Annotated in this window: 22 protein-coding genes and 1 pseudogene; 5 read left to right on the top strand and 18 right to left on the bottom strand. The window is 70.4% G+C overall.

What is annotated here, in order from left to right; genetic code table 11:
* Positions 1-1,216: Hsp70 family protein (locus tag AB0N03_RS15410; RefSeq protein WP_364370990.1), on the bottom strand; the 1,216-nt coding region annotated here is incomplete at its 3' end.
* A 136-nt stretch (positions 1,217-1,352) separates the two neighbouring features.
* Entirely contained in the window at positions 1,353-5,366 is a 4,014-nt protein-coding gene (gene eccCa, locus AB0N03_RS15405; protein WP_364370988.1) for a type VII secretion protein EccCa, read from the bottom strand.
* A gap of 608 nt (positions 5,367-5,974) precedes the next feature.
* Between eccCa and eccD the strand changes: the two genes are divergently transcribed.
* Both eccD and AB0N03_RS15395 read left to right on the top strand, forming a co-directional pair.
* On the top strand, positions 5,975-7,339 hold the full coding sequence (eccD, locus tag AB0N03_RS15400; protein ID WP_364370985.1) for a type VII secretion integral membrane protein EccD: 1,365 nt from the start codon (positions 5,975-5,977) through the stop codon (positions 7,337-7,339).
* Between the two features lie 20 nt (positions 7,340-7,359).
* Positions 7,360-8,988: a S8 family serine peptidase gene (locus AB0N03_RS15395; RefSeq protein WP_364370982.1), complete on the top strand. Its 1,629-nt coding sequence runs from the start codon at positions 7,360-7,362 to the stop codon at positions 8,986-8,988.
* A gap of 31 nt (positions 8,989-9,019) precedes the next feature.
* Here the strand turns inward: AB0N03_RS15395 and AB0N03_RS15390 are convergent, their stop codons facing one another.
* From AB0N03_RS15390 to eccB, 3 genes are all read right to left on the bottom strand, one after another.
* Positions 9,020-10,144, bottom strand: coding sequence for a WXG100 family type VII secretion target (locus tag AB0N03_RS15390; protein ID WP_364370979.1), 1,125 nt, complete (start codon positions 10,142-10,144; stop codon positions 9,020-9,022).
* Positions 10,144-10,461, bottom strand: coding sequence for a hypothetical protein (locus AB0N03_RS15385; protein WP_364370976.1), 318 nt, complete (start codon positions 10,459-10,461; stop codon positions 10,144-10,146). The genes AB0N03_RS15390 and AB0N03_RS15385 overlap by 1 nt, the downstream gene beginning before the upstream one ends.
* Before the next feature lie 68 nt (positions 10,462-10,529).
* Positions 10,530-12,176, bottom strand: a complete 1,647-nt coding sequence (gene eccB / locus AB0N03_RS15380) for a type VII secretion protein EccB (RefSeq protein ID WP_364370973.1) — start codon at positions 12,174-12,176, stop codon at positions 10,530-10,532.
* Between the two features lie 251 nt (positions 12,177-12,427).
* Between eccB and AB0N03_RS15375 the strand changes: the two genes are divergently transcribed.
* From AB0N03_RS15375 to AB0N03_RS15365, 3 genes are read left to right on the top strand one after another with little or no spacing between them, the layout of a single operon-like run.
* Positions 12,428-12,844, top strand: coding sequence for a hypothetical protein (locus AB0N03_RS15375; protein ID WP_364370970.1), 417 nt, complete (start codon positions 12,428-12,430; stop codon positions 12,842-12,844).
* Positions 12,808-14,043 carry a type VII secretion protein EccE gene (gene eccE, locus AB0N03_RS15370; protein ID WP_364370967.1) on the top strand — a complete coding sequence of 412 codons (1,236 nt, stop codon included), beginning with the start codon at positions 12,808-12,810 and terminating at the stop codon, positions 14,041-14,043. Before AB0N03_RS15375 ends, eccE begins: the two co-directional genes overlap by 37 nt.
* Positions 14,040-14,759: a hypothetical protein gene (locus AB0N03_RS15365; RefSeq protein WP_364370965.1), complete on the top strand. Its 720-nt coding sequence runs from the start codon at positions 14,040-14,042 to the stop codon at positions 14,757-14,759. The genes eccE and AB0N03_RS15365 overlap by 4 nt, the downstream gene beginning before the upstream one ends.
* Positions 14,760-14,891: 132 nt before the next feature.
* On the opposite strand, the gene AB0N03_RS15360 is transcribed toward AB0N03_RS15365, so the two are convergent.
* From AB0N03_RS15360 to secY, 13 genes and pseudogenes are all read right to left on the bottom strand, one after another.
* Complete coding sequence (locus AB0N03_RS15360; protein WP_364370962.1) at positions 14,892-15,053, bottom strand: hypothetical protein; 162 nt, start codon at positions 15,051-15,053, stop codon at positions 14,892-14,894.
* A gap of 62 nt (positions 15,054-15,115) precedes the next feature.
* Entirely contained in the window at positions 15,116-15,946 is an 831-nt protein-coding gene (truA, locus tag AB0N03_RS15355) for a tRNA pseudouridine(38-40) synthase TruA (RefSeq protein ID WP_364371011.1), read from the bottom strand.
* A gap of 239 nt (positions 15,947-16,185) precedes the next feature.
* Positions 16,186-16,689: pseudogene (gene rplQ, locus AB0N03_RS15350) on the bottom strand (50S ribosomal protein L17); the annotation flags it as partial.
* 42 nt (positions 16,690-16,731) lie between these two features.
* Entirely contained in the window at positions 16,732-17,802 is a 1,071-nt protein-coding gene (locus AB0N03_RS15345) for a DNA-directed RNA polymerase subunit alpha (RefSeq protein ID WP_004558887.1), read from the bottom strand.
* Positions 17,803-17,905: 103 nt separating this feature from the next.
* Positions 17,906-18,511: a 30S ribosomal protein S4 gene (gene rpsD / locus AB0N03_RS15340; protein WP_284745404.1), complete on the bottom strand. Its 606-nt coding sequence runs from the start codon at positions 18,509-18,511 to the stop codon at positions 17,906-17,908.
* Positions 18,512-18,534: 23 nt separating this feature from the next.
* Positions 18,535-18,942 carry a 30S ribosomal protein S11 gene (rpsK, locus tag AB0N03_RS15335; protein ID WP_020643222.1) on the bottom strand — a complete coding sequence of 136 codons (408 nt, stop codon included), beginning with the start codon at positions 18,940-18,942 and terminating at the stop codon, positions 18,535-18,537.
* An 18-nt stretch (positions 18,943-18,960) separates the two neighbouring features.
* Positions 18,961-19,146 (bottom strand): hypothetical protein, encoded by a 186-nt coding sequence (locus tag AB0N03_RS15330; protein ID WP_020643221.1) that lies wholly within the window; start codon positions 19,144-19,146, stop codon positions 18,961-18,963.
* Entirely contained in the window at positions 19,143-19,523 is a 381-nt protein-coding gene (rpsM, locus tag AB0N03_RS15325) for a 30S ribosomal protein S13 (protein ID WP_020643220.1), read from the bottom strand. The genes AB0N03_RS15330 and rpsM overlap by 4 nt, the downstream gene beginning before the upstream one ends.
* A gap of 205 nt (positions 19,524-19,728) precedes the next feature.
* A complete protein-coding gene (rpmJ, locus tag AB0N03_RS15320; RefSeq protein ID WP_004558882.1) occupies positions 19,729-19,842 on the bottom strand; it encodes a 50S ribosomal protein L36 in 114 nt (37 codons plus the stop codon).
* Between the two features lie 100 nt (positions 19,843-19,942).
* Positions 19,943-20,164: a translation initiation factor IF-1 gene (infA, locus tag AB0N03_RS15315; protein ID WP_004558881.1), complete on the bottom strand. Its 222-nt coding sequence runs from the start codon at positions 20,162-20,164 to the stop codon at positions 19,943-19,945.
* A gap of 282 nt (positions 20,165-20,446) precedes the next feature.
* Positions 20,447-21,223, bottom strand: a complete 777-nt coding sequence (map, locus tag AB0N03_RS15310; protein ID WP_364370957.1) for a type I methionyl aminopeptidase — start codon at positions 21,221-21,223, stop codon at positions 20,447-20,449.
* A gap of 44 nt (positions 21,224-21,267) precedes the next feature.
* On the bottom strand, positions 21,268-21,822 hold the full coding sequence (locus AB0N03_RS15305; RefSeq protein WP_364370955.1) for an adenylate kinase: 555 nt from the start codon (positions 21,820-21,822) through the stop codon (positions 21,268-21,270).
* Entirely contained in the window at positions 21,819-23,126 is a 1,308-nt protein-coding gene (gene secY / locus AB0N03_RS15300; protein WP_364371008.1) for a preprotein translocase subunit SecY, read from the bottom strand. The genes AB0N03_RS15305 and secY overlap by 4 nt, the downstream gene beginning before the upstream one ends.
* Between the last annotated feature and the right edge of the window lie 65 nt (positions 23,127-23,191).

Here is a 23,191-nt window from a genome sequence, read left to right as displayed (position 1 = left end):
CCGGGTTGAGGCCGCCGCCCGGCACCGCGCCGAGCCGGGCCATCGCCTCGCCGGGCAGCGCGCCCGTGCGGTCCGGGTCCACCAGCACCGCCCGCAGCGCGCCGCGCGCGACCACCGTCTCGGGCTGGTCGAGGCTCGTCGGCACGACGCCGGTGCGCTCGTGCACCAGCCGCGAGATCATCGGGATCCGGCTCGATCCGCCGACCAGGAAGATCGCCGTGAGCTGCTTCGGCCGCAGGCCGGCGTCGCCGATCGCCGCGACCGTCAGCTCCACCGCGCGCCCCAGCGGCGCCGTGATCAGCCGTTCGAGGTCTTCGCGGGTCACGTGCGCGTCCGCGAACGGCGGTGGCATCGGCACGTCGGTGTAGGCGTGCCGCGACAGCGTTTCCTTGGCCCCCCGCACGTCCTGCCGCAGCACGCGGCGGCGGCGCCGGTCGACCAGCTCGCGCCCTTCGACGAGCTGGCGCCACGCGTCCTGGTCGGCCCCGGCCACGAGCGCGCCGACGTGCTCCAGCAGCGCCTGGTCGATGTCCGCGCCGCCGAAGGCCGGGTCGCCCCGGGTGGCCAGCACCTGGAAGCCGCCGCGCTGCGGGCGGCCGGCGCGATCGCGCGCGGTGTCCGGCGGCAGCCGCCGCACCACGCTCACGTCGACCGTGCCGCCGCCGAGGTCCAGCACCGCGAGCGCGTCGCCGGGGCGGCCGCTGAACTCGACGGTGCGATCGTTCGTCACGTCCTGCGGCGCGAACGTCGCCGCGTGGTAGACCGCCGCCGCGACCGGCTCGGGCACCAGCGCGACCTCGCGCGCCAGCCCACCGGCCGCCTGCCGCAGCAGCCGGGTGCGGATGGCACCCCAGTCCGCCGGGTGGGTCAGCACCAGCAGGTCGACCTCGGCTTCGCCGGCGAGGCGGCGCGCCTCGGCGACCGCGCGGCCCAGCACGGCGTGCACGACGTCGGTGACGCGCAGGACGCTGTCGCCGAGCAGCAGCTCGCCTTCGTCGATCCGGCGCTTCGGGTTCGGCTCGTACCGCGACGGGTCGACGGCCGCCTGCCGCTCGGCCTCCTGGCCGACGAACAGCGTGCCGTCCGCCGCCGCGAACACCGCCGAGGACATCAGCGGCTGGCCGTCGATCACCACGACCTGCGGATCGCGCCCGTTCACCGAGGCGACGACGCAGGTGCTCGACGTCCCGAAGTCCACCGCAACCCGGACCGTCACCAGCAGCTCCCGCAGATTTTGTCGCGTTCCCCCACGCCCGGCCGACGGGGCGCGCCCTCGGGAAGGAACCTACCCTTCGCCGCCGGGCGCCCCGCCGCCTGTTCCCGAGGGTCGGATCGGGAACGAACGACACAGTTCAGTCGGGCTGGATCCACGACACCTGGACGAGCTGCTTGCCGGCCTTGCGGGTCAGCATGTTGCCCCGGCCCGGCGGCATCGCGCTGGCCTTGATGTTGCCGATCAGCGCGCCCTCGTCCCGCGAGCCGTTCATGACCATGCCCGGCGCCGCGATCTCCTTGAGCTTGCCGATGATCGGGTCGTACATCGCCTTGCTGGCACCACCGGTGCGGCGGACGACCACCAGGTGCAGGCCGACGTCCTTGGCCTGGGCCAGGAAGTCCGAGATCTTCCGCAGCGGGTTGGTGGACGACGTGGCCACCAGGTCGTAGTCGTCGACCAGGATGAACAGCTCCGGCCCCTTCCACCACGAGCGCGTCTTCAGCTGCTCCTGCGTGACGTCCGGGCCCGGCAGGCGCCGCGTCATCGAGTTGAAGACGTCGTTGACCATGCTCTCCAGCTGGGCGGCCGACACCGCGTAGCCGAGCAGCGAGTCGCCCTGGACGAAACCGAGCATCGTGCGCCGGTAGTCGACCAGCAGGATGAGCGCTTCCTTCGAGGTGAACCGGTCCGAGATACCGCGGGCGATCTGCCGCAGCAGGTTCGTCTTCCCCGACTCGCCGTCCGCGAACGCGTAGAAGTGCGGCTCGGCGTTGAAGTCGAGGTAGATCGGCTGCAGGTCCTCTTCGTTGACCCCGATCGGGATCAGCTTGGACTCGCGGGCCTGGTCGAGCTTCAGCACCTCGTCGTAGGTGATCAACTCCGGCAGCAGGCGGACCTGCGGCGCCACCCGGCCCCGCCAGGCACCCTTGATCTTCGCCACGGCGTCGGCCACACCCGCCGCGATCGTCTCCGGGTCGCTCGACCCGTCGATCCGCGGCAACCCGCCCAGCAGGTGCAGCTTCTCCCGCGTCAACCCGCGCCCCGGCCGGCCGGACGGGATGTTCACCGCGACCCGGCGGTCGATGTCCGACTCGGTCGGGTCACCGAGGCGCAGCTCGAACCGGGTACCGATCATGTCCTTGATCGCCGGGCGGATGTCCGCCCACCGGTTGGCGGCGACGATGACGTGCACGCCGTAGGACAGGCCCTGGGTCGCGATCCGGGTGATCGTGGTCTCGAGCTCTTCGAAGTCGTCGCGCAGGGCCCGCCAGCCGTCGACGACGAGGAACGCGTCGCCGAACGGGTCCTGGTCCGGCCGGATCTCGCCGCGGCGCTTGCGGTTGCGGAACTCGGTCATCGAGTCGATGCCCATCGCCCCGAACCGGCCTTCCCGCTCGGTGAGCAGGGTGGTCAGCTCGGCCACGATCCGCCGGGCCTTGTCCGGCTCGCGCCGCGCCACCGCGACGCCACCGACGTGCGGCAGGTCCGCCAGCCCGGCCAGGGTGCCACCACCGAGGTCCAGGCAGTAGAACTGCGCCTCCTCCGGGGTGTGGGTCAGCGCCATCGACATGATCAGCGTCCGCAGCATCGTCGACTTCCCCGACTGCGGGCCGCCGACGATCACACCGTGCCCGGACGCGCCGGAGAAGTCCGCCCACAGCGGGTCACGCCGCTGCTCGTACGGCCGGTCGACGATGCCCAGCGGCACCTGCAGCCGGCCGTTGCCGAAGAAGCCGACCGGGGACAGGCCGCGGTCGTCGGTCGGGTTCAGGTTCGGCAGCAACGTGTCGAGGGAGTTCGGGTCCTTCAGCGGCGGCAGCCACACCTCGTGCGCCGGCGGGCCCTGCCCGATCAGCCGCGAGACGATGACGTCGAGCTCGCTGGGCTCGACCGCCTCTTCGGGCTGCTGTCGCACCGCTTCCTTGGGCGCCTCGGTCAGCTCCGGTTCCGGCTCCTTCGGCAGCTCGACGAAGTCCGGGACGAACAGCTGCGGCCGCTTGTCCGCGCGGACCACGGTCGCCGCCGGGCCCGCCGCCTGGATGCCGGCCGGCCGGTACGGGCCCGAGACGTAGGACGCCTTGAACCGCACCAGCGTGGCGGTGTCGAACTTGAGGTACCCGCCACCGGGGACCGACGGCAGCTCGAACGCGTCCGGCACGCCGATCGCGGCGCGGGATTCCGCGGCCGAGAACGTCTTCAGGCCGATCCGGTACGACAGGTGCGAGTCGAGACCGCGCAGCTTGCCCTCTTCGAGGCGCTGGGAGGCGAGCAGCATGTGCATCTGCAGCGACCGGCCCAGCCGGCCGATCGCGACGAACAGGTCGATGAAGTCCGGCTTCGCCGCCAGCAACTCCGAAAACTCGTCACACACGATGAACAACGCCGGCAACGGGTCGAGGTCGGCGCCGTTCTCGCGCGCTTTCTCGTACTCCCAGACGTTCTTGAAGTTACCGCCGTTCTTCAGCGCTTCCTGACGGCGGTTCATCTCCCCCGCCAACGCGTCCCTCATCCGGTCGACCAGCGTGACCTCGTCCGCGAGGTTGGTGATGACCGCGGAGACGTGCGGGGCCTTGTCGAGACCGAGGAAGGTCGCGCCACCCTTGAAGTCGACGAGGACGAAGTTGAGCGTGCTCGACGAGTGTGTGGCGAGCATGCCCAGCACCAGCGTGCGCAGGAACTCCGACTTGCCGGAACCGGTCGCGCCGATGCACAGGCCGTGCGGGCCCATGCCTTCCGCCGCCGCTTCCTTGATGTCCAGCTCGACCGGCTGGCCGTACTCGCCGACGCCGAACGGGACGCGGTAGCGGTCGCGGATCGGGCGGGGCCGCCACGCCTGCTGCACGTCGAAGGTCATCGGGTCGCCCGGGATGCCGAGCAGCTCCAGCAGCGACGGGTTGGACAGCAGCGGCTCTTCGTCGCCGACGTCCTGCCCCGCCGCGCCACCGACGCGGTACGGCGAGATCAGGCGGGCCAGCGACTCGGTCTCGACCAGGCTCAGCGTGTCCGGCCGGCCGAACCACTCGACGCCGCCGGCACTGCGCGCGCCCAGCCTGTCGGCCTCCACGACCAGCCGCAGGCCGCGGCGGGCGGCGAGGTTGCCGAGGGAGTCCGACAGGTCGACCAGCGTGACGCCGACCAGGCCCTCTTCGAGGACGATCTGCTCTTCGCGGGTGACCTCGGCGTCGTCGATGATGATCACGACGTGCGGCTGGTCCGGCGCCGGTGTGGCGTTGCGGGAGAACCGCTGGCGGTCACGCAGTTCTTCGTCGAGCCAGTTTTCGATCTGGGCCAGCGAACCGGCCATCATGCGGAGCTGGCCGATGCCGTCGGCCAGGGTCGGGTGCTGGGCGTGCGGGAGCCACTTCGCCCACTCCCACTCCTCCTTCGCCCGGCCCGCGGTGGCGACCGCGATCAGCACGTCGTCGGGGCTGTGGAAGGTGACCATCTGCGCGAGCATCGCGCGGGTCAGGCCGCGGGTCAGCGCCCGGTCGCCCTGCATGCTCACCGCGGCGAACCCGCGCAGGGTGATCTGGGTCGGCAGGTCCGGGACGATCGAGTGCGCGCGCACGAACCGGCGCAGCGCGAGGGTGGCGATCGGCTCCAGCTCGTCGACCGGCCCGGTCTGCGGCGGGACCAGCCGCGTCGCGAGGCGGTGCGAGCTGCGCCCGACGCGCAGGTGCAGGAAGTCCTGGTCGTTCTGCCGGCGCTCCCACATGCGGCGGCTGGCGGCCAGCGACCACAGGGACTGGGGGTCGGGGTGCACCCACTCGAGCGCCGCGCGCTGGTCGACCATCGCCTCGCGGGCCCGGTCGCGCATCTGGCCCAGGTAGCGGAGGTAGTCCTTGCGGTCTTCGTCCATCTCGGCGCGCTTGGCGCCGCCGCCCTTGCCGCCACCGCCGGCCATCATCCCGAGCGTGCCGACGACCATCATGCCGCCCATGGCCATCATCATCGGGTTCCGGTTGCTGGCCTGGAACATGAAGACCATCATCCCGAGCGACGCGACGATCATGACGACCGGAAGCGCCTTCATGACGATGTTGCCGGGGATGACGCGGGGCACCTCGGGCGGCGGCTCGAGGTGCACCTCACCGCCCGGCGGGCGCGGTGCCGCCAGCCGCGGCGACTTCTTGAACTGCAGCGTGCTCATCGAAGGACCCCTCATTCAAACTCGACGATGGCGGCCACCGCTTGGTGCGCGAACAACCTATCGAACGCCGCTGAGGAATTCCGGCGGATGCCGGAACCGCTCGTGAGCGCTGCCCCACCCTCGCCTGGCGAGTGTAGGGCCCACCACCGACAGTAACGCCAGGTTCCGGGTCCAGTGCCTCGCTCTGCCGGCGGCCGGATCGCGGTGGGGACGGCGGGCCGGACGTTGTGAACGACTCGTTCATGTCGCCGGACGAGGTGAACGGGTCGTTCATGTCGCCGGTCGGGCGCTCGAAACCGGCTGGGACCGGGCCCTGACCTCGGACAAGGTGATGTCGTCTCGCAGTGGCGACGCGGGCCGCACGACATGAACGACTCGTTCATGTCGCCGGACGAGGTGAACGGGTCGTTCATCACGTGGCCGGGCTTCCGGCGGCCCGGGCGGAACCCGCCCGTCCCGGAACCCGCCCCGGAACCCGACCTGCGGATGACGGTGAATTTCGGACGTTCGATGATGTGGGCACCGGGGTTCGGTATAAGTTCCCCCGGGAGCAGTCTCGACCGAGCGGGGGCAGTGCAGTGGCCACGGGCACGACAGTTTTCAGCAGGGTGACGGTCGTCGCGCCCTCGACGCGGATCGACGTGGCGCTGCCCGCCGACGTCGCGGTGGCCGATCTGCTGCCCATGCTCCTGGACATGGCCAAGGAGTCGTCGCCGGACGGCGGGGCCCGCCACGGCGGCTGGGCGCTGGCCAAGCTCGGGGACGCCCCGCTCGACCCGAGCCGCACCCTGGCTTCGCTCGGCGTCATCGACGGCGAACTGCTCCAGCTGCGCAAGCGCAACGAGAACCCGCCGCCGCCGCTGTACGACGACGTCGTCGACGCCATCGCGGAGTCCTCCCCCGACAGCTTCCGCCCCTGGACCAAGGAGACGGCGAACCGCTTCGGGCACGTCGCGGGTGGGCTGGCGCTGATCACCGCCGCGATCGCGCTGTTCATGAGCGGCTCGCTCTACGGCGGCAACGCGCTCGGCGCCGCCATCGCCGGCGGCATCGGCGCGATCGCGTGCGTCGCGGTCGGCGCGACGCTCGCCAAGGCCTACCACGCCGAGGCGACCGGGGTGCTCATCGCCGCCGCCGGCGGCCTGCCCCTGGCGTTCGTCAGCGGCTTCTACATCGTGCCCGGGCTGTCGATACGGGCGAACCTGCTGCTCGGCGCGGTCCTCGTGATCATCGTCGCGTCCGTCTGCATCATGGTCATCGGCGCGGGCATCACGACGTTCATCGCCGCGGCCACCGCGGGCACCTTCGGCGGGCTGGCGTTCCTGTTCGGCACGCTCGTCGCGCACCCGGCGGCCGGCATCGCGGCCGGCACGGTCGCGGTCGCCCTCGCCTGCATCTCGATCCTGCCGCGCGCCACGATCTGGCTCGCGAAGCTGCCGCTGCCGCACGTCCCGGGCAGCGCGGAGGAGCTCAAGGAAGACTCCGGCTTCCCGGACTACCGGGCGATCGAACGCCGCACGGCGGTCGCGCACAACTACATGACCGGCCTGATGGTCGGCTGCGGCGTCACGGTCGCGGTGTCCGCGATCATCGCCGCGAGCGCCCCCGGCACGTTCGGGATCATCCTGGGCGTCGTCGCCACGCTCGTGCTGCTCCTGCGCGCTCGCGCGTACGCGAACGGCAGCCAAGCGGTCGCCCTGCTCACGACGGGCCTCGTCGCGGCGACCGGGATCGCGGTCGGCTGGCTCGTCTCGGCGAGCGCGCAGAACCGCCTGCTCTACGTCTTCGGCATCCTGATCCTGCTGGCCGCGGGCGCGCTCGTGGTCGGCGTGATCTTCCCGAACCAGCGCTTCTCGCCGCCGCTGCGGCGCACGGTGGAGATCATCGAAGCGCTCTGCATCGCCTCCGTGCTGCCGCTCGCCCTGGGCGTGATGGACCTGTACACCACCCTGCGGCACCTGAACTTCAAGTGACCGGATCGGGTGAATCTCGGATGGCAGTAGGACGGCGTTTCGGCGTCACCCGGCGGACCACGACCGCGTTGCTGACCGGCACGATCGGCTTCCTGTCATCCGTGGCCGTCGCGGTGCCGGTCTGGGCGCAGCAGGCGCCCGCCGACGGCTACTTCGCGACCCCGCCCCCGGTGGACCTGAGCAAGCTGCTCCCGGACGCCGGCCAGCCGGACAAGAAGTACAAGCAGTCGAAGGGCTGCGTCCAGCGCAGCACCCTCGGCCAGAACATCGTGCTCAAGAACCGCCCGTGGGGCCAGGACTACCTGCAGATCTCGAAGGCGCAGGAGATCGTCAAGGCGGCCACGGGCGGCAGCGCCGGCGGTGGCGTCCGGGTCGCGGTCGTCGACACCGGTGTGACCCGCCACCCGTGGTTCCAGGACCGGGTCAAGTCCGGTGGCGAATACGTCGCGACACCGACGAGCGGGCAACCGCCGGGACTCGAGGACTGCGACGGCCACGGCACCGAGGTCGCGGGGATCATCGCGGGCAAGCCGGACAACCCCGAGGTGGGCTTCACCGGCGTCGCCCCGGACGCGACGATCGTGTCCTACCGCCAGCTGAGCGAGAACTACGAGCCCGACACCTCGACGTCGACGCCGCCGGCCAGCAACACCACCGGGGGCACCCCGTCGTCGAGCACCAACCCGCCCACCGGTTCGGGGTCTTCGCTCCCCCCGACCAGCGGCGGTGGCGGTGGCAGCGGCGAGGGCGACCAGACGTCTCCCGGGCAGTCGAACGGCGGGCGGCAGCTGGAAAAGGCCGGCACCGCGGGCACGCTGAAGACGCTGGCCGAGATCATCCGCGGCATCGGTGAGCGGAAGGAGGCCGACATCATCAACATGTCGGTCGACAACTGCCGCACCGCCGACGGCAACATCACCGAAGGCGAGCAGCAAGTCCAGGCCGCGGTGCACTTCGCCGCGTCGCAAGGTGTCGTGATCATCGCCGCCGCGGGCAACGCGACGGACACCTGCCCGCAGAACGACCAGCCGGACACGAAGAAGCCCAAGACGATCGTGACGCCGCCGTGGTTCGCCGACGACGTCCTCTCGGTCGGGGCGATCGACGAGTCCGGCGGGGTGGCGCCGTTCAGCGTGCACGGCCCGTGGGTCGGCGTCGCGGCGCCGGGGACGAAGATCATTTCGCTCGACCCGGCGGAGGGCTCGGACGGCCTGGCGAACCTGACGTTCGAAAGCGGCGACAAGGCCAGCGAAATCCAGGGAACGAGCTTCGCCGCGCCGTACGTCGCCGGCCTGGCCGCCCTGGTCAAGGCCAAGTACCCGAACCTCGACGCCAAGGGCATCATCAACCGCATCAAGGAGACGGCCCAGCACCCGGCCGCACCGGGCGGACGGGACAGCTTCGTCGGGTACGGCGTCGTCGACCCGGTGGCGGCGCTGACGCAGAGCCTGCCGTCGGAGGTGGGCAACCAGGCGCCGATCCCGCCGCCGCAGCTGGCCCAGCTCCCGCCGGCGAACGACCACAGCTCGACCCCGATGATCGTGGCCTTGGCCGGCACCGGCGGTGGGCTCGTGGCGCTGCTGATCACCCTGTTCGTGATGCGCACGATCCGCCGCAACCGGCCCGAAGAAGCCGCTTCCCGCCGCTGACGCTTCCCCGGCCGCGAGCCGGGGAAGCGGGTTACTTCGCCGGCGGCGCCGGGGGTTTCTTCTGCTGCGCCGGCTTCTCTTCCTCGCCGATCACCGGCGGGGCCACCAAACCCGGCTCCCCCAACAGCTCCGACGGTGAAGTCGTCGGGCGTGTCTTCGACTGGCGCCGGCCTTGGCCGCCGCCTCCGCCGAACGAGCCGAAGCCCATCATCGGCATCATCGGCATGCCCGACGACGTCGCGTGGTTCGCCGAGCTGTCCTCGGCCGGCTGCGGCTGTGGTGCCGCGTCGGCGGGCTGAGCGGCGTCCGGCGTGCCCACGCCGGTGTGCTTCGGCTCCGCCGGGTCTCCGCTCGCCGAGGACGGCGTCGTGACCTCGTCCGAAGCCGACTCCGAAGGCGACTCCGTGGTCTCGCCCGCGGCGGCAGGAGCGCCGGATTCCGTTTCGCGCAGCCGGAACCGCTCCTCCGGGTACCGGTGCGCGACCTCGATGCTCCGGGTGGCCGCGTCGGGGTCGTCGACGCCGTCGCAAAGCCGGTCGAACGCCTCGAGGACGTCCCGCGCCGTCTCGTACAGCGCTTTCGCCGAATCTTGCGTCTCCCGCAGCTGAACCCGCGCCCGCTTGGCGCCGCCGCTCGGCAGCGTCATCGTCTCGGAGACCAGGTCCGCGGCGTCGACCAGCACCTCCGCGAGGTCGACGACGACGTGGCGGAGGGTGGTCACCAGCTCGTCGAGCGCGCCGGCGAGGACGGTGAGCGCCTCCTGGAGGTCACCGCCCGCGGCCCCGATCTCCCGCATGTACGCGACGAACGCGTCGGCGTCCCGGCCCTCCCAGCCACCGTCGAGACGGCCGAGGCCGTCGTCGAGCCGCGTGGACACCTCGGCCGCGGCGCTCGCGGCCTGGCGCAGCCGCCCGGCTTCGGCGCCGAGCTCGCCCCAGCGGCCGATCAGCGGACGGAAGTACGTCTCGACGGGGTCGATCACCCCGAGCTGGTGCGAGACATCGGTGAGGTAGGCCAGGTACGGCTCGGCCGTGGCGGCGATCTGGTCGCCTTCCTCGTCCGGGGCGGACGCCACCACGGGCGCGGCGGGCGCCGGGGCGGCCTTCTTGGCCAGTGGGTGCGGGATGGAGTCCGTGGCTTCCGGTTCGGCGAACATCATTCGACCCGCCCGGCGCGCTCGATCAGCTCCGCGGCCTCCGCGTCCTGCCCGCTGTGGCGGACCGTGACGTGCCGTAGCGCTTCCGCCGCCGACTTCAGCGCCTCGGCGCCGTCGGCCAGCTGGCGCCGCAGCGCGCCGGCCGCGCGGCCGTACGACTCACCGAGCCCGATCTGCGCCCCCAGCGCGCCGTAGGACTCGCCGGAAACCCCTTCGCCCCCCACGACAGCCGCCGCCGCGTGCAGGTCGTCAGCGGCCTCCTCGGCCGTCCGGGCGTACTCGGCGACGACCACGCCGTCCATCCTCAAGCCGGCCATGGCACCTCTCCGCTCACCGGAAGAATCCTTCGGGCGTGTGACGTGCGCCGCCGCCCGATGGTTCCGCCTCAGCCGCCGGCCTGCGGAGTCTGGCTCGGGAACGAGCCGGCGTTCGGGTCGATCGGCACCGAGTCGAACTGCTTGAGCACGTCCTGGGTGTTCAGCGAAGCCCCGGTCGGCAGCAGGCCGATGATCGACTCGGGCGCGGGCTGCCGGTTGTTCAGGCCGATCGCGTCGGCGGTCGCGGCGTCCGGGACGCTGTAGCGGATGCCGCGGTCGGAGATCAGCTGGATCGCGCCCTTGCCGAAGCTGGCCTTGCCGGTGGCGGACTGCACCACCGCGCCGAAGCCGGGCTGGAGGTAGAAGCCGTTGATGGGCACGCGGTTCGGGCCCGGCGTGGTGACCTTGGTCGTGCCGAACTTCGCACCGCGGCTGTTCTGGCCCGGCAGCTGGGTTTCGATGTAGACCGAGGTGTGGGCGTCGCGGTTGTCGCCGTCGCCGACGACGGACCAGCCGAGGCAGGCGACCGCCGAGTTCTTCGTCGCGTCGAGGACCGTCGGGACCGACCGCGGGAACTCGTCGACCGGGATGTAGCTCGGGTCGCCGGGCTTGAGAACGCTGACGCCGGACAGCTTGTCGAGGCCGAGCGTCCGGAGCTTGCTCGCGCTGCCGTGCTTCGCGACGCGCATGATGTCGGCGACCGCGTTCGACACCTGCTGGATGCCGTTCGTGGTGATCGCCCAGTACTGCGGCGCGGCACCGGTCGGCTGCGTGGAGAAGACGTCGCCCGCGGTCAGCCCGTCGAAGTCGCCCGGGGCCACACCCTCCGGAACCTGCGGCGGGGTCAGGGGCGGGACCTCGGGGATCGCGTTCAGCAATCCCTGCGTGATCTTCCGCGGCTTCTGGTTCAGCTGCAGGGCCGTCGAAACCGCGTTGCGCGTGTCGCTGGCGTCGATCTCGGCGCGGACGGTGTTGGCGTTCGGGCGGTTCTGGGTGCTCGGCAGGCGGTAGATCAGGTAGGTCTTGCCGTTGTCCCCCTTCGCCAGCAGGGCCTCGTTGTCGCCCAGCTCGGTGCCGAGGGCACTCGGCGCGACGCCGCCGAAGACGTAGGTGTTGGTCTGGTCGACGCTGTCGGGCACCGGCAGCGTCGGGTCGAGCTGAACCTGGTCGCACACCGCCCAATTGGGCGAAATCCGCTGGGAATCGGTCGGGATCAGCTGCGGTCCGTCCGGAATTCCGGTCAGTTTTCCGCGCGGAATGTCCTTCAGCTGGTCGTCGGAAACGACCGTGGGATTCTTCACACTCTGGGTGCTCGCCGCGGCCGGCGCGGCGGCCGCGGGCGCGCCGGCGGTGCCGCCCGAGTTCGACTGCTGCTTCTGCTGGGCCAGCAGAAGCAGCCGCGCCGACGCGAGGTTGAACGTCGGGACGAGCATCTTCGGGTTCCCCCCCATCACCACGTAGACCGTGCCGGACTGCTCGCCGATCACGATCCCACCGGCTTCCGGGACCGACGGGGCCGGGCTGAGCAGCCCCCAGACGACGAACACGATCATGCCGAGGGCGCCGAGCACCACCCCGACGATCGTGGCCCTCGTGTGGGTGCGCATGGGGTCGTGCAGCATCACGGCGTCGCGCCGGACCAGCGCCGACTGCATCCGGCGCAGGACGAACTTGTACGCCTGAACCTGAGACTTAGTCGTGGGTGTTGATGGCATTCTCGACCTACAGCTCTCCCCGTCGCGGTACGGTTCCGCAGGATAGCCGTACGGGGACCGTCTGGTGTGGGGTTTCTACCAACTCCGGCTAGGGTCGGACTCCCCGGGACCCGGCTTCCGGGTACGCAGCAAGCACCGAGGGGAAGAGAAAGCGCGGATGTCCGTCACCACTCCTCCACGTCCGCCTGGCCCGCCCGGGCCCCCGCCTCCCGGCCGCCCGCCGGGCCCGCCGCCGCGGCCGGGGAGACCCGGTGGTCCCGGCGGTCCGGGAGCTGTGCCCGGCGGTCCCGGCGGTGTTCCCGGTGGACCCGGTGGTGGCCCTGGCGGACCCGGCATGCCCCCGCGCGGTCCCGGCGGCCCCGGTCCGGGCCCTGGTGGCCCCGGCGGACGTCCCGGCGGACCCGGTGGCCCGGGCGGCGGCGGTCCTGGTGGCCCCGGTGGGCCTGGTGGCCCCGGCGGCGGCAGTCCTGGTGGACCTGGCGGTCCTGGTGGGCCTGGCGGACCCGGCGGCGGCGGTCCTGGTGGCCCCGGTGGACCTGGTGGGCCCGGCGGTGGTGGACCCGGCGGTCCCGGCGGTCCGCAGGGACCCGACGACAGCGGCCCCGCCACTCCCCCGCCCAGTCCGGTGCGGATGGCGCCCCCCGCGCGGCGCCGGTCCTCGGGGGTGACCCTCGGCCCGCTCCCCGTGGCGAACCTCGTCGTGCTCGAGGTCGGCCTCGCGGTCGGGCTCGTGCTGCTCGCCATCAACATGTCGATGAAGTACGTCGCGATCGGCGTCGTCGGCTTCGCCCTCATCGTCGCGCTGCTGCGCTGGCGCGGCCGCTGGTTCACCCAGTGGATCGGGCTGACGATGCGCTACTCCTTCCGCTCGCACGACCGCGTCGCGGAGCCACTGCCGCCGAGCACGGTCGAGGAGCTCGCCGCCGAAGAGACCACGGTCACCGGCCCGGACGACGCCCGCGTGAACCTGCTCCGCATCGCCGTGCCGGACCTCGTCGTCGCGCACGGCGTCGACCACGAACGCCAGCAGGTCGGGCTCGCCTGGAACGACGGCACCTGGACGGCGGTGCTGCTCGTCGAGCCGGCGCCCGCGCTGATCACCCAGGCGGGTGGCGCGCCGAGCCTGCCCCTGTCGGCGCTCGCGCCGTGCCTCGAGGACCGCGGCGTGGTCCTCGACTCGATCCAGATGATCTGGCACTGCTACCCGGGCAGCGCGGCGCTGCCGGCGGATTCGCCCGCGCTGAGCTCCTACATGGAGGTGCTCGGGCCGCTGCCCGCGGCGGCGCGGCGGACGACGTGGGTCGCGATCCGGCTGGACCCGAGGCGGTGCCCGGCGGCGATCCGGGAGCGCGGCGGCGGCGTCGTCGGCGCCCACCGCGCGCTGATCGGCGCGCTTTCGCGGGTCCGCAACGCGCTGGAGTCGCAGGGCGTGCCGACCCGGCCGCTCGACCCGGACGAGCTGCTGCGCGCGAGCATTTCGGCCGCGGAGCTCACGTCCGTCGCCGGCTCGCCGAGCAAGGTCACGCTGCAAGAGCGGTGGTCCGGCGTGACCGCGGCCGGCATCGGCCACGCGAGCTACGCGATCACCGGCTGGCCGAAGGGCAAGATCACCGGCAGCCTCGACGCGCTGACGAGCGTCCGCGCGCTGTCGGCGACGCTCGCGATGTCGATTTCCCCCGCGTCCGACGAGGGCAAGATCGGGCTGCGCGGCGTGGTCCGGCTGAGCGCGCGCAACCCGCGTGAGCTCGACGCCGCCGACCAGCGGCTGAACGGGCTGTCCGAGCGGCTGAACGTGAGCCTGACGCCGCTGCGCGGGCTGCAGGTCTCCGCGTTCGCCGCGACGCTGCCGATCGGAGGTACCGCATGAGCTCCCGCGTCCGTGACGCCGGGCAGAACACCGGGATGGCACCGGAGTTCACCGTGGACCCGGCCATGCTCGACGCGGTCAGCCCCTCGGGCGACCGCGGCGGCATCGTGCTTGGCTCGGGCCTGAAGGGCGAGCCGCTGACGATCTCGGCGCTGCGCTCGACGCCGACCCGCATCGTGCTGGTGGGCGGGCTGTACCTGGCCCGCCAGGTGGCGATGCGCGCGATGGCGGTCGGCGCGTGGGTCGTGGTCGCGACCGGGCGCCCGACCGAGTGGCAGGTCCTGTCCCGCGCGGCCGGCAGCCGCGACGGCCGTCCGTCGCCGCTGGTGCAGATCCGGCGGCTGTCGCCGGTCGAGCTGCCGCGGCCGTCGGAGGACGCGCCGCTGCTGGTCGTGACCGACGGCGGCCCGACCCCGCAGGACCTGTTCCCGCCCCGGTCGCCCTGGCAGACGACGGTGTACGTGCTGCCGTACCTGCACCCCCAGGCGGGCGTGACGGCGAACGCGGCGGACTTGGTGCTGATGCAGCGCCTCCCGGCCGGCCAGGCCGAGCTGGCGGGCCGCATCTGGAACCTGCCGCCGCAGATGATGCGCCAGCTGACGATGCTGAAGGACGACCAGGTGGTGGCCCTGGGCCGCAACCTGTGGCGGCCGCTGCGGCTGGTGACGACGGGCAAGGAGCAGCAGCTCCTGGGCCCGGTCCGCCGCGGCGACTGAGGCCACTCCGACCAAAGCCGTGAAGGCCACCTTGAGGAACTTTAAGTTCCTGAAGGTGGCCTTCACGGCTTTTGGCCACGGGTCAGGCGTCCGGCTGGGACGCGCTGCAGATCAGGTTGCCGGCGGAGTTCTTCAGCAGGTGTTGGCGCAGTGCCGGTAGTGCGCGTCCATCCCCTGTGAGCTGTACCCACAGGGGAAGGCGGCCGGCACCGCGGTGGCGGTGGCGGGGATGGCCAGAACGGCGCCGAAGGTGGCCGCGATTCCCGCGGTGATGCGACGAAGACTTGTCGACATGCTTCGAACATGCCACATCCCGAACGGCGTGCTCGCCGCCTTCACCCGATCCGATGATCTTGTCAGGACGGTGCCGTGCGGACGTTCCTGGTCTGCTCCGCCCGGGCGGCCAGCTCCTCGTCCGGCGGGTAGTCCACCGCCGTCAAGGTCAGTCCGTGGGCCGGCGCCACCGCGCTGTCGCGGACCCCGCTCGCCAGCACCTCCGCGGGCCAGTCACGCCCTCGCCGGCCGTCGCCCACCAGGAGGAGGGCGCCGACCAGGCTGCGGACCATCGAGTGGCAGAACGCGTCCGCCGAGACCGCGACCTCCAGCAGGTGCTCGTCCACCCGCCGCCACTCCAGGCGCTGCAGCTCACGGATCGTCGTGCCCGTGTCGCGCTGCTTGCAGTACGCCGCGAAGTCCTGCAGTCCCAGCAGAGCTGACGCTGCCTCGTTCATCGCGTCCGTCGACAGTGGACGGTTCCACGCCAGCGTGTCGCTGCGGCGCAATGGGTCTGCGCCCCACGGAGCGTCGGAAACGCGGTAGCGGTAGTGGCGGCGGATCGCCGAGAACCGCGCGTCGAAACCCTCCGGGGCCACGCGGGCGCCGAGCACCCGGACGTCGCCCGGCAGGAGGCGGTTCCAGCGCCCGGCCATGCGGCTCAGGTCCGGGATGCCCTCCGACGACACCGGAATCCGGCCCGAAGGCTCCGAAAGCGGGACGACGTCGACGTGCACCACCTGGCCCGTCGCGTGTACCCCGGCGTCCGTGCGGCCCGCGACCACCACGGACTTGGGGATCGACGCCCCTGGCGGCTGCCGCTGCAAGGCCTCTTCCAGAACGCCCTGGACCGTGCGACGCGAGGGCTGACGGGCCCAGCCCGAGAAGTCCGTGCCGTCGTAGGAGACGTCCAGGCGCAGACGAACGAGCCCGCCCTCCCCGGGGGGAGTGGCGGGCTCGTTCGGAACGGCTTCCGTCGTCAGGACTCGTCGTCCTGCTGCGACGGCGGCAGCGAGAAGCCCGCGGCTTCGGCAGCCTCGGTCGAGGCGAACCACACCTCGGCGTTGGTCTGCTCGTAGTACGGGCTTTCCTCGGTGTGGTAGTACTTCGACTCGTCGTTGCCCTTGATCGGGAAGCCCTCGGGCTGCGTCCCGTCCTCGAGCGGCGCGTGGCTGCCCTCGCCGTAGGGAGCCTCGGTAGCGGCTTCCTCGGTGACAGCAGGCACAGCCTCCGCGGCGGTCTTCTTCTCGTCCTTGGCGAACTTCGTCTTCCGAGCGCGCTCGGCTTCCGAGGTCACGGTCTTCTCGGGCACCAGTTCGATGACCGCCATCTTGGCGTTGTCACCCTTGCGGGGCATCGTCTTGGTGATCCGGGTGTAGCCACCCGGACGCTCCGCGAAGTGCGGACCGATCTCGGCGAACAGCTTGTGGACGACGTCCTTGTCACGGACGACGCGCTGAACCTGACGACGGTTGTGCAGGTCGCCCCGCTTCGCCTTCGTGATCAGCTTCTCGGCCAGCGGACGGACCCGCTTCGCCTTCGCCTCGGTCGTCGTGATCTTGCCGTGCTCGAACAGCTGCGTGGCCAAGTTGGCCAGGATCAGCCGCTCGTGCGCGGACGACCCGCCGAGCCGGGCTCCCTTGGTAGGGGTGGGCATTGGTTCTCCTACTAGTTCAGCTCACAGCGTCCGGGCGAAGGCCTAGAGCTGCTCGGTCTCTGCGTAGTCCTGGCCATCGTCGTGGCCGTCCGAAATCCCGTCGGCGATGCCACCGACACCCTCCGACCAGCCTTCACCGTCGTAGCTGGCGGCCGCCGCGGTCGGGTCGAACCCGGGCGGGCTGTCCTTCAGCGCGAGGCCGAGGCCGACGAGCTTGAGCTTGACCTCGTCGATCGACTTGGCGCCGAAGTTGCGGATGTCGAGCAGGTCCGCCTCGCTGCGCGAGACCAGCTCGCCCACCGTGTGGATGCCCTCGCGCTTGAGGCAGTTGTACGACCGGACGGTGAGGTCCAGATCCTCGATCGGCATCGCGTAGGCGGCGATGGTGTCCGCTTCCTGCGGCGACGGGCCGATCTCGATGCCCTCGGCGTCGACGTTCAGCTCGCGGGCGAGACCGAACAGCTCCACCAGCGTCTTGCCGGCCGACGCGACCGCGTCGCGCGGCGTGATCGACGGCTTGGTCTCGACGTCCAGGATCAGCTTGTCGAAGTCGGTGCGCTGCTCGACACGGGTGGCCTCGACCTTGTACGTCACCTTGAGCACCGGCGAGTAGATCGAGTCGACCGGGATCCGGCCGATCTCCGCGCCCGCCTGCTTGTTCTGCAGGGCCGGAACGTAACCGCGGCCGCGCTCGACGACGAGCTCGATCTCGAGCTTGCCCTTGCCGTTCAGCGACGCGATGTGCAGATCCGGGTTGTGCACGGTGACACCGGCCGGCGGCACGATGTCGGCTGCCGTGACCTCACCGGGGCCCTGCTTGCGCAGGTACATGGTGACCGGCTCGTCCTCTTCCGAGGACACCACGAGCTCCTTGAGGTTCAGGATGATGTCGGTGACGTCTTCCTTCACCCCCGGGACGGTGGTGAACTCGTGCAGCACGCCGTCGATGCGGATGCTCGTCACGGCCGCGCCCGGGATGGACGACAGCAGCGTACGACGCAGCGAGTTGCCGAGCGTGTAGCCGAAGCCGGGCTCCAGCGGTTCGATGGTGAACCGGGAGCGGGTCTCGTTGACCGTCTCTTCGCCGAGAGCCGGCCGCTGGGAAATCAGCATTCTTCCAATTCCTTTCCAAACGGCGACCGCCATATGACGCCGAAAGGGGTGGCGAGGCGGCGGCGCACCTGTTGCGCCGCCGCCCGGTCCGACCGGGGCCGGACTACTTCGAGTAGAGCTCGACGATCAGCTGTTCCTGAACCGGAACGTCGATCTGCGCGCGCTCCGGCAGCTGGTGGACCAGCACGCGGAGGTTGGACTGGACGACCTGCAGCCACGCCGGGATCGGGCGGTCGCCGTAGGACTCCTTGGCCACGACCAGGGGCAGCATCGTGAACGACTTCGGCCGCACGTCGATGATGTCCCACTTCGAGACCTGGTAGGACGGGACGTTGACCTTGACGCCGTTGACCAGGAAGTGGCCGTGGCTCACCAGCTGACGCGCCTGACGGCGGGTGCGGGCGATGCCGGCGCGGTAGATCACGTTGTCCAGGCGGGACTCGAGGATCTGCAGCAGGTTCTCACCGGTCTTGCCAGGACGCCGGACGGCTTCCTTGTAGTACCGGACGAACTGACGCTCGAGAACGCCGTAGGTGTAGCGAGCCTTCTGCTTCTCCTGCGACTGCAGGAGGTACTCGGACTCCTTGATGCGCCCGCGGCCGTGCTGGCCCGGCGGGTAGGGGCGACGCTCGAAAGCCTGGTCGCCGCCGATGAGGTCAACCTTGAGGCGACGCGAAATACGCGTCGCGGGGCCGGTGTAACGAGCCATTTCTTCTTACTCCTCCCCGTTCCTCAGACCCGGCGCCGCTTGGGCGGGCGGCAGCCGTTGTGAGGCTGCGGGGTCACGTCCTGGATGGTGCCGACCTCGAGGCCGGCGGCCTGCAGCGAGCGGATCGCCGTCTCGCGGCCCGAACCCGGGCCCTTCACGAAGACGTCGACCTTCTTCATGCCGTGCTCGGCGGCCTTGCGGGCAGCGCTCTCGGCGGCCATCTGCGCGGCGAACGGAGTGGACTTACGCGAGCCCTTGAAGCCCACGTGACCACTCGACGCCCACGCGATCACGGCACCGGTCGGGTCCGTGATCGAGACGATGGTGTTGTTGAAGGTGCTCTTGATGTGCGCGTGACCGTGCGCGACATTCTTCTTTTCCTTGCGGCGGACCTTCTTGGCCCCCGCCGCAGTACGAGACTTCGGTGGCATGTTGTGAGGGATCTCCTGTTAGCGCGCGTTCTCTTGGTGAGCGGCGACCGCTTCGGCCTGGCCGCGCCGGATGATCGATCCGGCGTCGGTGTACAGGTTGCGGAGCGCCATCGGGCGGGCGTAGAGCGCCTTGGGCGAGACACAGGCCGAGCCGCGACGCTGGGCGCCGCCCATCTGCACGACCTTCTTGCCCTGGACGCTCACTTCTTGCCAGCCTTCTTCTTGCCGGCGACCGTCTTCTTCGGACCCTTGCGGGTACGGGCGTTGGTCTTCGTGCGCTGACCGCGGACGGGCAGTCCGCGACGCCACCGAATGCCTTCGTAACACCCGATCTCGATCTTCCGACGGATGTCGGCGTTCACCTCGCGGCGAAGGTCACCCTCGACCTTGAAGTTCTCTTCGATGTAGACACGCAGCTTCGCGAGGTCGTCATCTCCGAGATCCTTCACGCGGGTGTCCGCGTTGAGCTCGGCAGCCTTGATCAGCTGCTTCGAGCGGGTACGGCCGATGCCGTAGATGTAGGTAAGCGCGATCTCCAACCGCTTTTCGCGGGGGAGGTCTACGCCAGCGAGTCGTGCCATTGGCGTTGATGCTCCTTCATAGGATTCGTCTTCAGGTCTGCTCCCCGTCCGGTTCCGGGACCGACTCGCCTGTCGTGCCCTCGGCTTGCGCTTCGGGTGTCCCGGCCCCGGCCTGAAGCCCGGGGGTGAACCGGCCCACTCGCGTGGACCGGCAGGTGCGGGGAGGTTGTGTAGCCGTCAATCCGCTCTGCTCGAGTGCGGGTGATCAGCCCTGCCGCTGCTTGTGCCGCAGGTTCTCGCAGATCACCATGATCCGGCCGTGACGGCGGATCACCTTGCACTTGTCGCAGATCTTCTTGACGCTCGGCTGAACCTTCACGTCTTCTGCTCTCCTGCTTCTGTAACAGCCGGGGCTTCGCCCCGGGCCGGGGGCTCCGCCACCCGGACCCCCGAAACCTCCGCTGAGCTGCTCTTCGTGATCACTTGTAGCGGTAGACGATGCGACCACGAGAGAGGTCGTAGGGCGAGAGCTCCACGACAACCCTGTCCTCGGGCAGGATGCGGATGTAGTGCTGCCGCATCTTGCCGCTGATGTGTGCCAGGACCTTGTGACCGTTCTCCAACTCGACGCGGAACATCGCGTTGGGGAGCGGCTCGACTACGCGGCCTTCGACCTCGATGGCCCCGTCTTTCTTCGCCATGTCCTCCGCTTTTCCTTGTCGACAACTCTGCTGTCGCAGTACTGCCTGTCGCTACACTGTGTGATCAGATGAGCACGAGTGCCTGTCTGGGTGGAACGTCGGCACACTGGTGCCCGAGTCCCATGACCGTGAATTCACGAACGCGCAGGATCCGGGCGCGATAAGTGCGCCGACTTGATAGTGTACGCATCTCGTGTCGCGACCCCCAAACCGGGGGTGACCGTGCTAGATGACGGTGCAGGTGGGCGAGAATATGCTCGCCACGACAGGTGAAAGCGCAGGTCAGGCTTCTTCAGGAGCCGTCAGAACCCACGGGCCGTCGTCGGTGATCGCGACGGTGTGCTCCCAGTGGGCGGCGCGGGAGCCGTCGGCCGTGACGACCGTCCAGCCGTCGTCCAGCTCGCGGGTCTCCCCGCCGCCGCCGGTCAGCATCGGCTCGATCGCCAGCGCCATGCCGGGCTTCAGCCGCGGGCCCTTGCCCGGCTTGCCGATGTTCGGCAGGAACGGGTCCATGTGCATCTGGCGCCCGATGCCGTGGCCGCCGTACTCGACGATCATCCCGTAGTCGATGCCGTCGTCGCGGCCCGCGCGTTCGGCGGCCGACTGGACGGCGTAGGAGATGTCGGTGAGCCGGCCGCCGGCGCTGACCGCCTCGATGCCGGCCCACATCGCCGCTTCGGTCGCCGCGGACAGCGCCAGGTCGGCGCCGGAGACGTCACCGATCGCCAGCGTGACGGCGGAGTCGCCGTGCCAGCCGTCGAGGATCGCCCCGCAGTCGACGGAGATGATGTCGCCGTCGGCCAGCACCTGGGTCTTCGCCGGGATGCCGTGGACGATCTGCTCGTTCACCGACGCGCAGATCGACGCCGGGAAGCCGTGGTAGCCCTTGAAGGACGGCACCGCGCCGGCGTCCCGGATCGTCTGCTCGGCCAGCTCGTCGAGCTCGGCCGTGCTGACGCCCGGTTTCGCTGCGGCGTGGACCGCCGCGAGCGTGCGGGCGACGACGAGCCCCGCGGCCCGCATCGCCTGGAGCTCGTCCGAGGTCTTGACCTCGATCATGCGCCCACGCCGGAGCACTTGCAGAACACGCAACCCTCCGAGATTCACGTGCGGTCGCGCAGCGCTTTCAGCACGCGGCCGGAGATCTCCTCGACGCTGCCGACGCCGTCGACGGTCACCAGGATGCCGGCGTAGTACTCGAGCAGCGGCGCGGTGTCCGACACGTAGATCTGCTGGCGGCGGCGGATGACCTCTTCGGTGTCGTCCGCGCGGCCGCGGGACATGAGGCGCCCGACGACGACGTCCTCCGGCACCTCGAGCTGGATCACGGCGTCGAGCGAAACGTCGGCGTCGCCGAGGATCTCGCCGAGGACCTCGGCCTGCTTGGTGTTGCGGGGGAAGCCGTCGAGCAGGAAGCCGGCCTTCGCGTCCGGCTCCGCCAGCCGCTCCCGGACCATTTCGTTCGTCACCGAGTCGGGCACGAGCTCGCCCGAGTCCAGGTAGCGCTTGGCTTCCTGGCCCAGCGGGGTCTCCTGGCCGACGTGCGCGCGGAACAGTTCACCCGTGGAGATGTGCGGGACGCGCAGCTGCTCCGACAGAGCCTCCGCCTGCGTACCTTTGCCCGCGCCTGGCGGACCGACGAGAACCAGCCGCGTCACTTCAAGAACCCTTCGTAGTTGCGCTGCATCAGCTGGCTTTCGATCTGCTTCACGGTGTCGAGCCCGACACCGACCATGATCAGCACAGCCGTGCCACCGAACGGGAAGTTCTGGTTGTTCCCGCTACCGGTCACCGACAGGAAGAAGTTCGGAAGAATCGCGATGATGCCCAGGTACAGCGAACCCGGAAGGGTGATCCGGCCGAGCACGAAGCTCAAGTACTCGGCGGTGGGGCGGCCCGGGCGGATGCCCGGGATGAAGCCACCGAACTTCTTCATCTCGTCCGCGCGCTCGTCCACGTTGAACGTGATGGTGATGTAGAAGTACGTGAAGAAGATGATCAGCGCGAAGTACAGCGCGATGTGCACCCAGCTGGACTGGTTCACGACGTAGTTCTTGATGAAGACCTGCCAGCCGGAGTTGCTGTTCTGGTCGCCGACGAGGCGGCTGATCAGGTCCGGCAGGTACAGCAGGGACGACGCGAAGATGACCGGGATGACGCCGGCCTGGTTCACCTTGATCGGCAGGTAGGTCGACGTGCCGCCGTACATCCGGCGGCCGATCATGCGCTTGGCGTACTGCACCGGGATCCGGCGCTGCCCCTGCTCGACGAAGATGACGCTCGCGATGATCACGAGGCCGAAGACGCAGATCATCGTCAGCGCGACGCCACCGCCGTTGCTGAGGATGTTGCCGCCCTCGACCGGGATGCGCGCCGCGATGTTCAGGAAGATCAGGACGGACATGCCGTTGCCGACACCGCGTTCGGTGATCAGCTCGCCCAGCCACATCATGACGGCGGTGCCCGCGGTCATGGTGATCACGATGATGGCGAGCGAGTAGACGCTGTTGTCCGGGATGATCGGCTGGTCGCAGTCCGGGAAGAGCTGCTTGCGGTCCGCGAGCGCGACCACGCCGGTGGCCTGCAGGATCGCCAGCGCGACCGTCAGGTACCGGGTGTACTGGGTCAGCTTGCCCTGGCCGGCCTGGCCTTCCTTCTTCAGCTCCTCGAACCGCGGGATGACCACGGTCAGCAGCTGGATGATGATGCTCGCCGTGATGTACGGCATGATGCCGGTCGAGAAGAGCGACAGCTGCAGCAGCGCACCGCCGCTGAACAGGTTCAGCAGCTGGTAGACGCCTTCCTGCTGCGCCTGGGAACTACAGGCCTGTACCGCCCCGTAGGAGATCCCGGGTGCCGGAATGGTCGCACCGATTCGGTAGACCGCGACGATGGCTAGCGTGAACAGGATCTTCTTGCGTAGATCCGGCGTCGCGAGAGCCGAGCGGAAGGCGCTGAACACGCGGGGGACCTCCTCGGCGTCGTCGGCCGTCCTCAACCGACGATCGGCTTGGCCGGCACGGGCGG

The organism is Amycolatopsis sp. NPDC051061, assembly GCF_040682935.1.
Classification (GTDB): Bacteria; Actinomycetota; Actinomycetes; order Mycobacteriales; family Pseudonocardiaceae; genus Amycolatopsis.
Note: the sequence above shows the minus strand (reverse complement) of the source record. Positions and strands in the feature narration are given on the sequence as shown.

Coding starts and splice junctions, on each gene's coding strand:
- eccCa (WP_364370988.1), bottom strand. CDS start 5,366: ATGAGCACGCTGCAGTTCAAGAAGTCGCCGCGGCTGGCGGCACCGCGC.
- AB0N03_RS15395 (WP_364370982.1), top strand. CDS start 7,360: ATGGCAGTAGGACGGCGTTTCGGCGTCACCCGGCGGACCACGACCGCG.
- AB0N03_RS15390 (WP_364370979.1), bottom strand. CDS start 10,144: ATGTTCGCCGAACCGGAAGCCACGGACTCCATCCCGCACCCACTGGCC.
- AB0N03_RS15385 (WP_364370976.1), bottom strand. CDS start 10,461: ATGGCCGGCTTGAGGATGGACGGCGTGGTCGTCGCCGAGTACGCCCGG.
- eccB (WP_364370973.1), bottom strand. CDS start 12,176: ATGCCATCAACACCCACGACTAAGTCTCAGGTTCAGGCGTACAAGTTC.
- eccE (WP_364370967.1), top strand. CDS start 12,808: ATGGCGCCCCCCGCGCGGCGCCGGTCCTCGGGGGTGACCCTCGGCCCG.
- AB0N03_RS15365 (WP_364370965.1), top strand. CDS start 14,040: ATGAGCTCCCGCGTCCGTGACGCCGGGCAGAACACCGGGATGGCACCG.
- AB0N03_RS15360 (WP_364370962.1), bottom strand. CDS start 15,053: ATGTCGACAAGTCTTCGTCGCATCACCGCGGGAATCGCGGCCACCTTC.
- AB0N03_RS15345 (WP_004558887.1), bottom strand. CDS start 17,802: ATGCTGATTTCCCAGCGGCCGGCTCTCGGCGAAGAGACGGTCAACGAG.
- rpsD (WP_284745404.1), bottom strand. CDS start 18,511: ATGGCTCGTTACACCGGCCCCGCGACGCGTATTTCGCGTCGCCTCAAG.
- rpsK (WP_020643222.1), bottom strand. CDS start 18,942: ATGCCACCGAAGTCTCGTACTGCGGCGGGGGCCAAGAAGGTCCGCCGC.
- rpsM (WP_020643220.1), bottom strand. CDS start 19,523: ATGGCACGACTCGCTGGCGTAGACCTCCCCCGCGAAAAGCGGTTGGAG.
- infA (WP_004558881.1), bottom strand. CDS start 20,164: ATGGCGAAGAAAGACGGGGCCATCGAGGTCGAAGGCCGCGTAGTCGAG.
- map (WP_364370957.1), bottom strand. CDS start 21,223: ATGATCGAGGTCAAGACCTCGGACGAGCTCCAGGCGATGCGGGCCGCG.